At 70.9% G+C, this 15,745-nt stretch carries 12 protein-coding genes; 5 read left to right on the top strand and 7 right to left on the bottom strand.

Features of this window, described 5'->3' with window-relative positions:
- The 6 genes from DS079_RS07180 to DS079_RS07155 form a co-directional block, all read right to left on the bottom strand.
- Window positions 1–936, bottom strand: coding sequence for a Cgl0159 family (beta/alpha)8-fold protein (locus DS079_RS07180; RefSeq protein ID WP_126986119.1), 936 nt, complete (start codon window positions 934–936; stop codon window positions 1–3).
- Window positions 933–1,970, bottom strand: coding sequence for a 5-dehydro-2-deoxygluconokinase (iolC, locus tag DS079_RS07175; protein ID WP_126986117.1), 1,038 nt, complete (start codon window positions 1,968–1,970; stop codon window positions 933–935). The genes DS079_RS07180 and iolC overlap by 4 nt, the downstream gene beginning before the upstream one ends.
- A 196-nt stretch (window positions 1,971–2,166) precedes the next feature.
- Window positions 2,167–2,556 carry a tautomerase family protein gene (locus DS079_RS07170; RefSeq protein ID WP_126986115.1) on the bottom strand — a complete coding sequence of 130 codons (390 nt, stop codon included), beginning with the start codon at window positions 2,554–2,556 and terminating at the stop codon, window positions 2,167–2,169.
- Window positions 2,557–2,705: 149 nt separating this feature from the next.
- Window positions 2,706–3,710 carry a sugar phosphate isomerase/epimerase family protein gene (locus DS079_RS07165; RefSeq protein WP_126986113.1) on the bottom strand — a complete coding sequence of 335 codons (1,005 nt, stop codon included), beginning with the start codon at window positions 3,708–3,710 and terminating at the stop codon, window positions 2,706–2,708.
- A gap of 30 nt (window positions 3,711–3,740) precedes the next feature.
- Complete coding sequence (locus DS079_RS07160) at window positions 3,741–4,934, bottom strand: Gfo/Idh/MocA family protein (protein ID WP_126986111.1); 1,194 nt, start codon at window positions 4,932–4,934, stop codon at window positions 3,741–3,743.
- A gap of 109 nt (window positions 4,935–5,043) precedes the next feature.
- Window positions 5,044–6,654, bottom strand: coding sequence for an MFS transporter (locus DS079_RS07155; protein WP_126986109.1), 1,611 nt, complete (start codon window positions 6,652–6,654; stop codon window positions 5,044–5,046).
- A gap of 476 nt (window positions 6,655–7,130) precedes the next feature.
- On the opposite strand from DS079_RS07155, the gene iolD reads away from it, so the two are divergent.
- The 5 genes from iolD to DS079_RS07130 all read left to right on the top strand — a co-directional run bounded on the left by iolD (window position 7,131) and on the right by DS079_RS07130 (window position 14,208).
- Entirely contained in the window at window positions 7,131–9,050 is a 1,920-nt protein-coding gene (gene iolD / locus DS079_RS07150; RefSeq protein WP_126986107.1) for a 3D-(3,5/4)-trihydroxycyclohexane-1,2-dione acylhydrolase (decyclizing), read from the top strand.
- Window positions 9,051–9,213: 163 nt separating this feature from the next.
- Entirely contained in the window at window positions 9,214–10,710 is a 1,497-nt protein-coding gene (locus DS079_RS07145; protein WP_126986105.1) for a CoA-acylating methylmalonate-semialdehyde dehydrogenase, read from the top strand.
- 296 nt (window positions 10,711–11,006) lie between these two features.
- The gene (locus DS079_RS07140) at window positions 11,007–11,963 is read left to right on the top strand and encodes a TIM barrel protein (RefSeq protein ID WP_126986103.1); all 957 of its coding nucleotides are present in this window, start codon (window positions 11,007–11,009) and stop codon (window positions 11,961–11,963) included.
- Between the two features lie 66 nt (window positions 11,964–12,029).
- Complete coding sequence (locus tag DS079_RS07135) at window positions 12,030–12,899, top strand: sugar phosphate isomerase/epimerase family protein (protein ID WP_126986101.1); 870 nt, start codon at window positions 12,030–12,032, stop codon at window positions 12,897–12,899.
- 133 nt (window positions 12,900–13,032) lie between these two features.
- On the top strand, window positions 13,033–14,208 hold the full coding sequence (locus DS079_RS07130; protein ID WP_126986099.1) for a Gfo/Idh/MocA family protein: 1,176 nt from the start codon (window positions 13,033–13,035) through the stop codon (window positions 14,206–14,208).
- A gap of 191 nt (window positions 14,209–14,399) precedes the next feature.
- Here DS079_RS07130 and DS079_RS07125 read toward each other — a convergent pair whose 3' ends face one another.
- Window positions 14,400–15,731 carry an alpha-L-fucosidase gene (locus DS079_RS07125; protein ID WP_241237578.1) on the bottom strand — a complete coding sequence of 444 codons (1,332 nt, stop codon included), beginning with the start codon at window positions 15,729–15,731 and terminating at the stop codon, window positions 14,400–14,402.
- Window positions 15,732–15,745: the final 14 nt, after the last annotated feature.

Raw genomic sequence — 15,745 nt, 5'->3', positions numbered from 1 at the left:
TCAGGACGCGCTCGCGGAGCGGATCATGTCGACCGAGGCGGAGACCGCCGCGGTGACGTCGTCCCCCGCGGGGTACAGCAGGGTCCGGCCGACGACGAGGCCGCGCACGTTCGGACGGGCCAGCGCCCTCCCCCACGAGGCGCGGATCGTCTCGGGATCTTCGTCCACCGGGTCGCCGCCGAGGATCAGGGTGGGCATGGTGGTGGCGTCCATGACCCGCTCCATGTCCTCGACCGCCGGGAGCTTCAGCCAGGTGTAGGCGCTGGTGGCGCCGAGGCCCTGGGCGATATGGATGGACTTGATGACCGCCTCCGGGGAGAGGTCGTTGACGACCTTCGTGCCCGGCCCGCCGGGGCGGGAGGACATGAACGGCTCGACCATGGCGATCAGCTCGTGGCGGGCGAGGTCGGTGACGGCGTTCGCGCTCGCCTCGAGGATGAAGGAGGTGCGGTCGTCGTCGAGGTCGATGCGGGTGAGCATCTTCCCGCCGTCGAAGCCGGCCTGCTTGATCGAGGCGGCGTCGTAGGCGGTGAAGCGGTCCTCGATCTCCCAGGACCCGCCCTGCAGTCCGCCGCGGTTCATCGAGGCGAACACGACCTTGTCCTCGAGCGCACCCATGACCAGCAGGTCCTCGAGGATGTCGGCGGTGCCGAGCACCCCGTCCACGCCGGGCACGGCCAGCGCCTCGCGCATGCGGTCCAGCAGCTCGGTGCGGGAGGCCATGGCCTGGTCGCGGGAGCCGACGCCGAGGGCGCCGCGTGCCGGGTGGTCGGCGGCGATGATCATCATCGTGCCGTCGGTGTCGGCGACGGTGCGGCGCTTCCGCGCGGCGGCGAGGCGGGCGAAGCGGCCCGGGTCCTCGATCCGCACGCGCGTGACCTCGTCGTAGGTCGAGACGAAGCCGTCGGCTCCGACGGTGGTGGGGCTGGTGGTCATCGCTGCTCCGCCCCGACGGCGCCGCGCCCCCGCAGGGCGCCGAGCATCTCGTCGACCGTCTGCCCCTTGTTGGGATCGCCGCCCGCGATGAGCAGGTCGATCTCCTCGGTGGTGGGCATGGCGGTGGAGCACTCGAGGCGGGAGGTCACGATGGCGCCGGCCGCGTTGCAGCGGGTCAGCGTCTCCTCGAGGGACTGGCCGGTGAGCAGGCCGTGGCAGAGCGAGCCGCCGAAGCTGTCGCCGGCGCCGAGGCCGTTGATGACCTGGATCATGTTCGGGGCGACGACCACGCGCTCGTCGGCGGTCTTGCCGAGCACGCCCTTGGGGCCCTGCTTGACGATCGCGACCTTCACGCCGGCCTCGAGCAGCGCGTCGGCCGCACGCTCGGGCTCGGTCTCGCCGACGGCGACCTCGCACTCCTCCTTGTTGCCGACCGCGACCGTCGTGTACGCCAGCGCCTCGCGGTACTGCTCCCGAGCCTCCTCGATCGAGGACCAGAACATGGGCCGGTAGTCGAGGTCGAAGACGGTGTGCCCGCCCTCGGGGCCGCCGTCCTTCCCGCGCGCCTCGAGCGCCGCGTGGTGGGCGGAGCGGCTGGGCTCCTCGGACAGGCCGGTGCCGGAGAACCAGAACAGCGGCACCCTGCGGATCGCGGCGAAGTCGAGGTGCTCGGGCGCGACCTGCAGGTCGGGGGCGCTGGGCTTGCGGTAGAAGTACAGCGGGAAGTCGTCCGGCGGGAAGATCTCGCACAGCGTGATCGGGGTGTTCAGCTCGTCGTTCTTCACGACGTAGCGGCCGGAGACGCCCAGGCGCTCCATCTCCTTGACCACGTAGCGGCCGAAGGGGTCGTCGCCCACGCCCGTGATCACCGCGGGCGTGTGCCCGAGACGGGCCGCGGCGACGGCGACGTTGGTGGGGCTGCCGCCGAGGAACTTGCCGAAGCTGTGGATGTCCTCGAGGCCCTTCTCGATCTCCAAGGGATAGATGTCCACGCCGCTGCGGCCGAACGTGATGATGTCGAGATCAGATGCCATGGCTCTCCATGCCTCCCTGCGTCAGAACCTGGTGCGGTGTCGCGGGCTGCTCTGCCCCACGACCCTCCGGTCACCACCCATGATCACATGGGGAACGGTCTTTGTCCATACAAATATAGGTGATTGTCGGGCGGCCGACGGTCCGCCACTCGATCTCCCGGGACCGGGCGAGTGCCCGGCTGCCGGGCGCCCGGGCTCAGAGCTCGCCGGTGAGGAACTGCGCGCGACCTCGGCCGAAGGACCAGTCCTCGTGGCCGTTCTCCACGACGGAGACGATCAGGTCGTCCTCGCGCACGAGACCTGCGGCGGCGAGGCGTTCCGACAGCGCCGCGTAGATCGCCTTCTTCTGCTCCTCGCCACGGCCCTGCTGGGTGATGTGGATGATCACCACGCCGTCGCTGCGCTCGAAGCCGAGACCGGTGTCCTCAGCGATGATCGAGCCGACGGGCAGGGTCTCGAGGATCTGGTAGCGGTCCCCGGGCGGGGCGGCGAACAGCTCGAGCATGACGTCCTGGACGATGTCGGCCATCTGCCGGGACTCTTCGGGGGTGCGGACATCCTGCTGGGTGATGCGGACGAGAGGCATGAGGAGCTCCTTCTGTGGGGATGGGACTGCGGAGGGATCAGAGCGGAAGGGGCGGACCGAAGCGGTCTCGGCGGCCCATCCCATGAGAAGTGCGGGAATCAGGCCCGATAACGACACTTCTCATGGAATCGACGGGGCCGCCGTCGGGGTCAGACCCCGGCGGCCTCGGCGGCGGCGAGCAGGGTGCGGGCACCGCGCTCGAGGCCCTCGACCTTGCCGAAGGCCGCGTCCTCGTGCTCGATGTTGACGCTGAGGTCCGGGCTCACCGCCGCGAGCGCCGTGAGGAACCGGGTCCAGTAGTCCACGTCGTGCCCCTCGCCGAGGGCCACGAAGCGCCAGGCCGGGTCCTCGGGCCAGGTGCTGCAGTAGTGGCCGATGCCGGTGGGGGTGCGCTGGGCGGGATCCTCGGGCACCGGGTCGAAGGCGGTGTCGAGCACGCCGCGCACGGCCGCGCCCGGCAGCACCGCGGTGTCCTTGGCGTGCACGTGGGTGATGTGCGCGCCGAGCCGCTCGATGCAGTCGATCGGCTCCATCTGCTGCCAGAACAGGTGCGAGGGATCGAGGTTCACACCGATGTTCGTCGGCTCCACGCGGTCGAGGAACTGCTCGAAGGTGAGCGGGGAGAAGACGAGGTTGCGCGGGTGCATCTCGAAGGCGAGCTGCACGTCGCGCTCCCGGGCGAGGGCGTCGATCTCCTTCCAGAAGGGCACCGCGACGGACCACTGGTGCTCCAGGATCTCCAGATCGATGCCGTTCCAGGGGTTCACGATCCAGGCCGGGTAGCGGGCGCCGGGGTCGGTGCCGGGCGTGCCGGACATCGCGACCACGTCGCGCACGCCGAGGCTGCCGGCCAGCTCGATGGTGCGGCGCAGGTCGTGGGCGTGCGGGAGGCCCTCGGTGGGCAGCGGGGAGAGCGGGTTGCCGGAGACGGTCAGGCCCGTCAGCTCCATGCCCTTGTCGGCGAAGAGGGCGCGCAGCTCGCCGCGCTCCTTCTCGCTGGCCAGCAGCGCGTCGACGTGGGCGTGCGGGGAGGGGATGAAGCCGCCGGTGTTGAGCTCGGCGCCCTTCAGGCTCGCCCCGGCGAGCACGTCGAGGGCCTCGGAGAGGGAGCGGTCCTGCAGGCAGGCGGTGTAGGCGCCGTAGGTGAAGGCCATGTCGGGTCCTTTCGGGGGTCGTGGACGGGATCAGTCGATCTGGATGGCCGCGCCGCCGCGATCGGCGGACTCGGCGACCGCGCCGAGGATCCGCATCTGGCGGTAGCCGTCGGAGAAGCTCGCGCAGCGCGGCAGGGCGCCGTCCTCGATGCCCGCGACCTGCTGGAGGAAGGCGTGGGCCTGGTAGGTGAACTGTTCGATCTGGTTCAGGCCCACGCCGCCGAAGGCCATGGAGGAGCCGTTCTTGAAATAGGGGAAGTCGGGGTTGACCAGCACCTGGCGGAGTCCGCCGAGGCCCGCGGGCGAGGAGGCGTCGGCCAGCTGGATCTCGCCGGTGCGGTCCAGGGACCAGGTGGCGGAGCCGCCGGTGCCGAGCACGGCGAGGTTCTTGTAGTTGGGCAGTCCGTGGGCGACGCGGGAGACGGAGAAGGTGCCGGCCGCGCCGGAGGCGAAACGGGCGGTGAAGGTCGCGACGTCGTCGTTCTCCACCTCCTCCTTGGGGGCGTCGGCCGCGGCGGTGACCCCGCGGCCGCCCGCGACGGCACCGGTCGCCACGGGGCGCTCGGCGATGGTGCGGACCAGCTGCGCGCCGGAGACCTCGACGACCGGGCCCATGATGAGCTCGGCGGAGTCGACCAGGTGAGAGCCGACGTCGCCGAGGGCGCCGGAGCCCATCGGGCCCTTGTAGCGCCAGGCCATCGGCACGTTCGGGTCGGCGCCGTAGTCGCACCAGTAGCGGGCGTCGAGGTGGGCGACCTCGCCGAGCGCGCCCTCCTGCGCGAGCTTGGCGAGCATGGCGATGCCGGCGTTGCGGCGGAAGGTGTAGCCGGTGGCGAGGACCAGGTCGGGGTGCTTCGCCTCGAGCTCGGCCATGGCCTTGGCGTCCTCGAGGGTGCCGGCCAGGGGCTTCTCGCAGAGCACGTGCTTGCCGCTCGCGGCCATCGCCTCGGCGATCTCGCGGTGCAGGGCGTTGCCCACCACGATCGAGACGATGTCGATGGAGTCGTCCTCGGCGACCTCGCGCCAGTCGCCGACGGCGTTCTCGTAGCCGTAGCGCTTCGCGGCGTCCTCGGCGAAGGGCAGGTGGGCGTCGGCGATGGTCGCCAGGCGCACGGGCGGAAGGCCGAGGTCGTAGACGGTGCCGGCCTGGCGCCAGGCGTTGGCGTGGGTCTTGCCGGCCATGCCGGCTCCGATCACGGCGACGGAGAGCGGTGCGGTGGTCATGGGGGCCTCTCGGGTCGGGCTGCCGACGGGGTCGGCGGGACGGGTGACGTGCGGGTGGTCGGTGGGACGGGAGCTGGGCGGTCCGACGGGCGGGCCGACGGCGCCGGGGTCAGCGCAGGCGGATCACTCCGCCGGCCTCGCGGAACTCCCACTCGATGCGCTCGAGGGTGAACTTCCTCGTCTCGGGCACGCGGATGTAGTAGTAGATGACCGCGAAGATGTTGATCGCCGCGAACAGGGCGTAGGTGAACACCGGGCCCACCCCGTCCATCAGCACCGGGAACATGACGGTCACGATCATGTTGGTGATCCACAGGATCATCACCGCGAAGCCGTTGGCGGCGCCGCGGATGGCGTTGGGGAAGATCTCCGAGAGCATCACCCACATGACCGGGCCGGGGCCGGACTGCATGCCGAGCATGAACAGCACGATCACCACGACGACGAGGTAGGGCACGAACTGCGGGATGTCCGCGGAGACCTGCCCGTCCAGGCCGATGTAGGGGTTGATGCCGAAGAGGAAGATCGCAGTCATCGCGATCAGGGACAGGGTCAGGATCACCTGGCCCACCAGCAGCACCTGGCGGCGGCCGAAGCGGCGCAGCGCCAGCAGGCCGGCGGCGGAGCCGATCACCGAGGCGACGCCGGTGAAGACGTTGAGGATGATCGAGGCCTGCGAGTCGAAGCCGGCGGCCATCAGCACGCGGGGGGCGTAGTACATCATCGTGTTCACGCCGGTGAGCTGCTGGAGGATGGCGAAGGTGCCGCCGAAGATGATGATCGAGCGCAGCCACGGGACCCTGAGGCCCGCCTTGAGGCTGAGCTTCTCGCGCTTCTCCTCCTGGCGGCGGTTCTCCTCCATCTCGGCGACCTCGGTGACGACGTCGTGCTTCCCCTCGATACGGATCCGCTTCAGGGCGCCGATGGCTTCCTTGAGCTCGCCGCGGCCCACGTGCCAGCGGGCCGACTCCGGCATCATGCGGATGCCGATCCACAGCGCGATCGCGGGCAGGGAGCAGACCACGAGCATCCAGCGCCAGGCGAAGCCGTTGCCGTCCGAGACGGTGACGCCGGCGATGCCCGCGAGGAGATCCCAGGAGACGGAGGCGCCGGACTCGTAGGTGCCCGAGGGGTCGTTCTCCACGACCGCGGTGGGGCCGCCCTGGACCGCGGCGATCACCGCGTTCATCGCGAAGGCCGCGAGCTGACCGGTGACGATCATGAGCTGGTCGACCGCGACCAGCATGCCGCGCTGCTCCTTGGGAGCGGACTCGGAGAGGTACACCGGGACCGTCGTGGACGCGCCGCCGACGGCGAGGCCGAGCACGAAGCGGGCGACGTACATGAACGGCAGGTTGGGGGCGAAGGCCACGGCCAGCGCGCCGAAGAAGAACAGCGCGGCCAGGATCATGATGTTGTGGCGGCGGCCGAAGCGGTCCGACAGGCGCCCGCCCAGCACCGCGCCGACGGCGCAGCCGGCCAGCAGGAAGCCGCCGATGAGCCCCTCCTCGAGGGAGGTCAGCTCCAGGCCGCCGGCCTGGAGGGGCATGTGCATGTAGGGCAGGGCGCCGGAGATCACGCCGGTGTCGTAGCCGAAGAGGAAGCCGCCGAGGCAGGCGACGATGGCGAGGAGGCCGATCCGACGCTTCTTGCCCGAAGCCGGGGTCCTCTCGACCAGCTGACGGATCTGTCTGGTCGTCTCCGACGGTGTGGAGCTCATGTTCCCTCCTTGGAACCTGAGGCCGACGCCGGGGCGTCGGTGCGCGGCTGCTGTGCTGTGGGGGCCGCACGCTGTCTGGGAGTCGCTTCCCGGGAGTCCCCCGGAGGATGGGCCGGCGACCGGCCGACGCCGCCGTCTCGACGCTCGGGTGTGGTCGACGGTGACACCATGTCAGGTCCTCGGGACCTATGGAAAGCTTTATTGTCCGGTCTTATCCACCGGACGGGGCTGACGAGAACGCAAGCTAACACACCATCCTGGGGTGCGGAAGGACCTTTCGAACCTCGGATCCCCCACTTCTGGGGCCGGACCTGCAGGACCTCGGGATCAATCTTGTCATGACAAAGTCTTGACATGGTCCGGCCGACGGGCCATGCTTGACCCATCACGAACTCACCGTCGAGTGGACCGCGGCGCGCGGACCGCCGACGCAGGCACCGACTCCCGCCTCGGCGGGACTGCACAACGGAGGCAGCATGAGCGAGAGCCCCACCGGCACGATCCGACTCACCGTCGCCCAGGCGCTGGTGCGATTCCTCGCCGCCCAGCACAGCGAGCGCGACGGCGTGCGACAGCGCCTGGTCCCCGGCGCCTTCGGCATCTTCGGCCACGGCAACGTCGCGGGCGTCGGCCAGGCGCTCCTGCAGAACGCGCTGGACCCCGCCCCCGCCGAGGCCGGCGCCCCGGCCGAGGAGCAGATGCCCTACTACCAGGCGCGCAACGAGCAGAACATGGTCCACACGGCCGTGGCCTACGCGCGCACGAAGAACCGCCTGCAGGCCATGGCGTGCACCGCCTCGATCGGCCCCGGCTCGACCAACATGGTCACCGGCGCGGCCCTCGCCACGATCGACCGGATCCCCGTGCTGATCCTGCCCAGCGACGTCTTCGCCAACCGCGCCGTGGACCCCGTGCTGCAGCAGCTCGAGGACGAGCGGGCCATGGACGTCACCGTCAACGACGCCTTCCGCCCCGTCTCGCGCTACTTCGACCGCATCTGGCGGCCCGAGCAGCTGATCCCCTCGCTGCTGGCCGCGATGCGCGTGCTCACCGACCCCGCCGAGACCGGCGCCGTGACGATCTGTCTTCCCCAGGACGTGCAGGCCGAGGCGCACGACTGGCCCGCGGAGCTGTTCGCCGAGCGCACCTGGCACGTCGGCCGCCCCGTGCCGGAGCCCGCGGCGCTGGACCGCGCCCTCGAGGTGATCCGCGGGGCGGAGCGCCCCGTCGTCATCGCCGGCGGCGGCGCGATCTACTCCGAGGCGAGCGAGGCGCTCGCGGCCTTCACCGACGCGACCGGCATCCCGGTGCTGGACACCCAGGCCGGCAAGGGCGCGCTGAGTGCCGACCACCCGCTGTGCATCGGCGGCGTCGGCGCGACCGGCAACGACGCGGCGAACACGCTCGCGGCCGAGGCCGACGTGGTGATCGGCGTGGGCACCCGCTACACCGACTTCACCACCGCCTCCCACACCGCCTTCCGCAACCCCGACGTGCGCTTCGTGAACCTCAACGTCAAGGCCTTCGACGCCGCGAAGCACGCCGCGACGATGCTGGTGGCCGACGCCCGCGAGGGCCTCGCCGCGCTACAGGTCGGGCTCTCCGGCTGGCAGGCCCCCGCCGCGCACGGCGAGCGGGCCAGGCAGCTCCGCGCCGACTGGGAGCAGCTCGTCGAGCCCTGCTTCCAGCCCCACGACCAGGAGCTGCCCGCCCAGACCGAGATCTTCGGCGCGCTGAACGAGCTGATGGGCGACACCGACATCGTCATCAACGCCGCCGGGTCCATGCCCGGCGACCTGCAGGCGCTGTGGAAGGCCCGCTCCCCGCAGCAGTACCACCTCGAGTACGGCTACTCCTGCATGGGCTACGAGCTGCCCGCCTCGCTCGGCGCGAAGATGGCCGCGCCGGAGTCGGAGGTCGTCGCGATCATCGGCGACGGCACCTTCCAGATGGCACCGCAGGAGATCGCGACCATCGTCGCCGAGCGGATCAAGGTCATCCTCGTGATCCTGCAGAACCACGGCTGGTCCTCGATCGGCTCCCTCTCGGAGTCCCACGGCAGCCAGCGCTTCGGCACCAAGTACCGCATGCGCGACGAGAAGAGCGGGATGCTCGACGGCGACAAGCTGCCCTTCGACATCCCCGCGAACATCCGCTCCTACGGCCTCGAGGTGCAGGAGGTCTCCGACACCGAGTCCTTCCGCGAGGCGTACCGCCGCGCGGAGGAGTCGGCCGAGGCGACCGCGATCGTGGTCAACACGAACCTGTACGGCCCGAACCCGCCCGGGATCGGCTGGTGGGACGTGCCGGTCAGCGCCGTCTCCCGCCTGGAGTCCACCAAGGACGCCCGCGCGCAGTACGAGGCCGACCTCGCCCCGCAGCGCCACTACCTGTGACCTGCCGGGCCTGACCGGCCCTGTCCCGCGGCCACCGTCGGCCGCACCCGCCCCGCGGCCACCGTCGGCCGCACCCGCCCCGCGGCCCCCGTCGGCCGCACCCCCGGACCCGCGGCCCCCACAGGCCGCACCCCGACCCGCAACGCACCTGAGGAGAACCACCATGGGATACGAGATCACGCATTGGATCGGTGGCCAGGAGGTCGCCACCGCCGGCTCCACCCAGCCGATCATGAACCCCGCCACCGGCAGGGAGGTCGGCACCCTCCACCTCGGCGACGAGGCCACCGTCGACCAGGCCGTCCAGGTCGCGCTCGAGTCGCAGAAGGGCTGGGCGAAGGTGTCGCTCGCCAAGCGCACCCAGATCCTCTACCGGATGCGCCAGCTGATGATCGAGCACACCGACGAGATCGCCGTCGTGATCTCCCGCGAGCACGGCAAGACCGTCGGCGATGCGAAGGGCGAGATCGCCCGCGGCCTGGAGACCCTCGAGTTCGCCACCTCGATCACGCAGGACCTCAAGGGCGGCTTCTCGGCGAACGTCTCCACCGGCGTCGACGCGCACACGCTGCGCCAGCCGCTCGGCGTCGTCGCCGGGATCACCCCGTTCAACTTCCCGGCGATGGTGCCCTTCTGGATGCACCCGATCGCGATCGCGACCGGCAACGCGTTCATCCTCAAGCCCTCCGAGCGCGACCCCTCCGCCTCGAACATCGTCGCCCGCCTCTACCAGGAGGCCGGCCTGCCCGACGGCGTGTTCCAGGTCGTCCACGGCGGCAAGACCGTCGTCGACGCGCTGTGCACCCACGACGGCATCAAGGGCGTCTCCTTCGTCGGCTCCACGCCGATCGCCAAGCACGTCCACGCCACCGCCTCCGCGGCCGGCAAGCGGGTCCAGGCCCTGGGCGGCGCGAACAACCACGCCGTGGTGATGCCGGATGCGAACGTCGAGTTCGCCGCCGCGCAGGTCGCCTCGGGCGCCTTCGGCTCCGCCGGCGAGCGCTGCATGGCCGTGCCGGTCGCCGTCACCGTCGGCGACATCCACGACGAGTTCATCGCGGCCATCAAGGCCGAGGCGGAGAAGCTCGTGGTCGGTCCGGGCGACGACGAGAGGACCGACATGCCGCCGGTCATCACGCCCGACGCGAAGGCGCGCGTGATCCGCATGACAGACGAGGCCGAGCAGGCCGGCGCCACCATCGTCGTCGACGGCCGCGGCCTCGTGGTCGAGGGCCACGAGAACGGCAACTTCGTGGGGCCGACGATCATCACCGACCTGGCCGCCGACCACCCGACCTACACCGAGGAGGTCTTCGGCCCGGTGCTCGTGGTGATGCACGTGAACAACTTCGACGAGGCGATCGACCTGGTCAACGCCTCGCCCTTCGGCAACGGCACCGCGATCTTCACCGACTCCGGCCACTACGCGCGCCGCTTCGGGGACGAGATCCAGGTGGGCATGATCGGCATCAACGTCCCGATCCCGACCCCGGTGGGCTACTACTCCTTCGGCGGCTGGAACGACTCGCTGTTCGGCGAGCACCACGCCCACGGCCCCGAGGGCGTCTCCTTCTACACCCGCCAGAAGGCCGTCACCACCCGCTGGCCCTCCCAGAACGAGACGGTCGAGTCCTCGATGAGCTTCCCGACCCACGACTGAGCAGCCGCACGGGCGGCCGACGGGGCCGGGCGGCCCCCGTCGGCCGCCCGGCCCGTCCCGTCGGCCGCCCGGCCGCAACCCCGTCTCGTCAGCCGCCTGGCCGTCCCGTCGGCCCCCAGGCCCGTCCCGCCGGCCCCCGGATTCCCGGCCCCGCAGGTTTTGCGTCCGCTACGACTCATGACAGCACCCGCATGAGTCGTAGTGACAGCAAAACCTCATCAGCAGCCGCCCCACCGCCGGCTCCACGTCCGGCACTCCGGCCCCACGCCCCGCATGACCTCCGAAGGAGCAGAGTCTTGACCACCACCTCGCCCTCCCCCGCCGCCGGCGACAAGTCCCGCAATCCCGTCGCGCCCTACGACAAGCTCACGATCGGCGTCTGCCCCGACCAGTGGGGCGTGTGGTTCCCCGAGGACGAGAAGCAGATCCCGTGGCGCACCGCGCTCGGCGAGATGGCCGAGGCCGGCTTCTCCGTGATGGAGACCGGGCCCTGGGGCTACTTCCCGAAGGACGCGAAGGAGCTGACGTCCGTGATGGACGAGCACGGCTTCCGCGTCGTGGCCGGCACCGGCTGGGGCATCCTGCACAAGGAGGAGGCCTGGCCGGAGACGGAGAGGACCTTCCGCGCGATCGCCGAGACCCACGCCGCCGTCGGCGCGGAGTACATGGTGCACCTGCCGCCGATGTACCGCGACGAGAAGACCTGGGAGTTCACCGACGACCGGGAGCTGACCGGCGAGGCGTGGCGGCGCTACGTCGAGAACGCGAACGAGCTGGGCCGCATCATGAAGCAGGACTACGGCCTCACGATGGTGCTGCACCCCCACGGCGACTCCCACATCGAGACCCCCGAGGAGATCGCCCGCGTCTTCGAGGCGACCGATCCGGAGCTGGTCAGCTTCTGCCTGGACACCGGCCACATCGTCTACGGCGGCGGCGACCCGATCTCGATGATCGACGAGTACCCCGAGCGGATCGGCTACGTGCACATCAAGGCCTTCGACCCGGACATCACCCGCGAGGCGCACGAGAAGGACTGGCCCTTCGGCGAGGCCGTCGCCAAGGGCGCCTCGGTGAAGCCGCCAGCCGGTCTGCCGGACATGGAGGACCTGGTCCAGAAGCTGGTCACCCTCGACAAGGAGCTGTACGTGATCTGCGAGCAGGACCTCTACCCCTGCGATCCGTCGCTCCCGCTGCCCAACGCCATCGCGACCCGCGAGTTCCTGGCCGAGTGCGGCCTGGGCGTGAAGTGACCCGTCCCCGCTGACCCCGCCGCGCCGCGCACCGCGTCGGCCCCGCCCCTTCGAAGGAGGACCTCCATGGTGAAGATCCTGCTTGACCCGTCCATGTACCACCCCCACCTCAGCGTCGCCGAGGAGCTCGCGAAGGCCGCCGAGCTCGGCTTCGAGTACCTCGAGCTCTCGCCTCGCGCGGACTTCCACGAGTGGCACCACTACCCCAAGGTGGACCGTCACCAGATCGCCGAGGTGAAGCAGGCGATCAAGGATACGGGGGTGAAGATCTGGACCTTCAACCCCGTCTTCGACTGGGCGAGCCCCGACGAGCAGGAGCGCCAGGCGCAGGTGCGCAACTGGAGGCGGCTGCTGGAGATCGCCGACGCCCTCGAGGTGCCGCTGATCGCGACCGAGTTCTCCGGCGACCCGAACCGTCCCCGGCAGAGCGAGGGGCAGTTCTACAGGTCGATGGAGGAGCTTGTCCCCGTCTTCGAGAAGTACGGCCTGGAGTGCACGATCGAGGCGCACCCCTACGACTTCGTCGAGGAGAACGACCGGGCCGTGCAGATCATCCGCGGCGTGGACCGCGACTGGCTCAACTACGAGTTCTGCTTCCCGCACGCCTACCACCTGGGCCAGGGCGCCCGGGACCCGCGCGAGATGATGGACTACGCCGGGGACCGCCTGAAGCACCTGCACATCGCGGACGTCTTCGACCACACCGCGAACGTCGGCAACCGCTACATCGTGAACCCGCCCGGAGTCGATGCCCGCATCCACCAGCACAACGAGATCGGCAACGGCCAGATCGACTGGGACGCCGCCTTCGCCTACCTGCGCGAGCGCGAGTACGACGGGCCCGTGTCCGTGTGCGTGTTCGGCTGGGAGGAGGAGGCCGACGCGATCAACGTGCGGATGCGCGAACGGATCCAGAAGGAGCTCGGCGCCGACTGAGCCCCGGGGCCGACGTGCGGCAGCGCCCCGGCCCCACCACCGGGCCGATGGGCGACGGCATCGCCGGCCCAGGGCGACGGGACCCGCGTCCCCTCGGCCATCTCCATCTTCCGGACTTCCTGAAGGAGACGACATGCGTGAGATCGGCATCGGCGTGGTGAGCCTCGGCTGGATGGGGCGGCTGCACTCCGCGTCCTACCAGCGCCTCCCCTCCCGCTTCCCGGAGCTGGGCATCCGCCCGCGGCTCGTGGTCGCGGCGGACCCGATCGAGGAGAACCAGCAGGCCGCCGTGGAGCAGTTCGGCTTCGAGAAGGCCGTCGCCTCGATCGACGAGGTGCTCGCCGATCCGGAAGTGGACGTCGTCTCGATCTGCTCCCCGAACTTCCTCCACCGCGACTTCGCGGTGAAGGCGGCCACGGCGGGAAAACCCTTCTGGATCGAGAAGCCGATGGGCGTCTCCGCCGAGCAGTCCCGCGAGATCCGCGACGCCGCGGCGGCGGCCCGGGGCGGCGCCGGCATCGCGACCGCGGTGGGCTTCAACTACCGCCATGCCCCCGCGATCGCGCACCTGCGCGAGCTCGTCCGCGGTGGGCGGCTGGGGCGGATCACGAACGTGCGCTGCTGGCTGATCGCCGACTACGCCTCCTCCCCCGAGGGCCCGCTGACCTGGCGCTATGATCGCGCCAAGGGCGGCAGCGGCGTGATCGGCGACCTGCTCTCCCACGGCGCGGACCTGGTCCAGCACGTCACCGGGCAGCGGATCGCCGAGGTCTCCGCGGCCACCGACATCTTCGTCCGCGACCGGCCGATCCCGACGAAGCTCGGCGTGGGCCACGGCGGCTTCGAGGTGGGCGAGGAGCGCGGGGAGGTCGAGAACGAGGACTGGGTCGCGGCGCTCGCCCGGCTCGACGGCGGGGCGCACGCGACGCTGGAGTCCTCCCGCGTCGCCCGCGGCCATCGCAGCGACTACGCGCTGGAGGTGTTCGGCACCGAGGGCTCGGCCCGCTGGTCCTTCACCCGCATGAACGAGTTCGAGGTGATGATCGGCGAGGGCGGCACCGAGCACGGCTACACCACCGTGCTCGCCGGCCCCGGCCACGGGGACTACGCCCGCTTCCAGCCCGGCCCCGGCATCCCCATGAGCTTCGACGACCTCAAGACCATCGAGGGCGCCGCCTTCCTCTCCGACGCGGTCCACGGCACGCGCCTCGCGCCGAGCGCGGCCGACGGGGTCAGCGCCGCCGAGATCTGCGAGACGATCGTGCGCTCGGCCGCCTCCCGCAGCTGGGAGGACGTTGTCCAGGACTGACGGCGCCAGGGCGATGGCTCCCGCCCACGCCGGAACCGTTCTCGCTGCAGCGCACAATTCTGCGTCCCCTGCGTGATCTCACCGCCCTGTGCGAGCTGAGGTCACGCGGGGGACGCCGAATCGTGCACGCCCGACGAGGTGAGCGGCGTCAGCCCGTTCGGCGCAGGCGCGCCGCCGACGTTCCGGTCGCCTCAGCCCGCCCGTGCCGCCGAGATCGCGACCGGTGCCGCGTCCTCACCGGCGAGGGTCGCCTCCATCCCGCCCGTCGGCCAGTCGAAGCCCCCCGGCAGCGCGGAGGCGTCGAGCCGCACCGCACCGGTCGGGCCGCTGAGGAAGACGTGGCACATCCCGTCCTTCTCGACCGCCCGCGCCCAGTCGACCCCGTCCAGCTCCAGCTCGCCGAGGCCGCGGGAGCCGGCCAGGTGCGCCTTGTGCTCGGCCATGAACTCGCCGAGGGACTCCAGCGCCGCGACCTGCAGCTCGTGGAAGGAGCCGTCGGCGCGCGGGCCGACGTTCAGCAGCACCCGGCCGCCCTTGGAGACCGCGTCGACGACGTGGCGCACGGCCTGCGCGCCGGACATGTACTGGGAGGCGTCCTCGACCTGGTTGTAGCCGAAGGAGAGGCCCACGCCGCGGCAGTTCTCCCAGGGCAGCCCCTCGGGGATCTCGCCGGCCTGGTACTCGGTGGTCACGAAGTCCTGGTGCGCGCCGGCGAAGCGGTCGTTGATCAGGCCCTCGGGCCGCGCGGCATAGAAGTGCTCGAGCAGCTCGCCGAGCCCGCCCTCCTCGAAGTGGAAGTTCTCGTCGGGCCAGCCGATGTCGTTCCATAACACGTCGGGTGAGTAGCGGTCGATGAGGTCGCGGACGTGGGAGGCGCAGTACTTCCCGTACTCGTCATCCCGCGGACGCTTCAGGTCGTGCACGTCCTCCCCGCTGACCAGCGGCTCCGTCGGCCGCACATGCCAGTCCAGGCCCCCGGAGTAGTAGACGCCGAAGCGCATCCCCGCCTCGGTCACCGCGGTCGCGATCTCGCCGACGAGGTCCCGCTGCGGGCCGCGGCGGACGGTGTTGCGGTCCCCGGTGCCGGGGGCGTCCCACAGGGTCACGCCGTCATGGTGCTTGGTGGTGGGCACGACGTAGTCCGCGCCGGCGCGGCGGAACAGGTCGGCCCAGGCGGCGGGGTCGAAGTCGGAGGCGTCCCACTGGTCCAGGAAATCGTCGTAGGGCGCGTCGCCGTGGACCTCCCGGTGGTGCTCGGCCGCTGGGGAGCCCTCGATGCGGATCGTGTTGAAGTACCACTCGGCGTAGGGGTTGTGGGCGAACCAGCCGGCGTCGTCGGGGACCGCGCCGAGCTCTGCGGTGGGCTCGGCCCAGGCGGGCACCGAGTAGGGGCCCCAGTGGATGAAGATGCCGAGCGGCGCGTCGCGGAACCAGTCGGGCAGTCGCTGCGGGAGGGAATCCCAGGTCGAGGGGTCGCTCATGGCGGTGGGGCTCTCCTTCGAGTCGGGCGTGCGGGCCTGCACCGAGTCTCCTCCCC

The sequence above is a fragment of the Brachybacterium paraconglomeratum genome, from assembly GCF_003994255.1.
In the GTDB taxonomy this organism is placed as follows: Bacteria; Actinomycetota; Actinomycetes; order Actinomycetales; family Dermabacteraceae; genus Brachybacterium; species Brachybacterium conglomeratum.
Note: the sequence above shows the minus strand (reverse complement) of the source record. Positions and strands in the feature narration are given on the sequence as shown.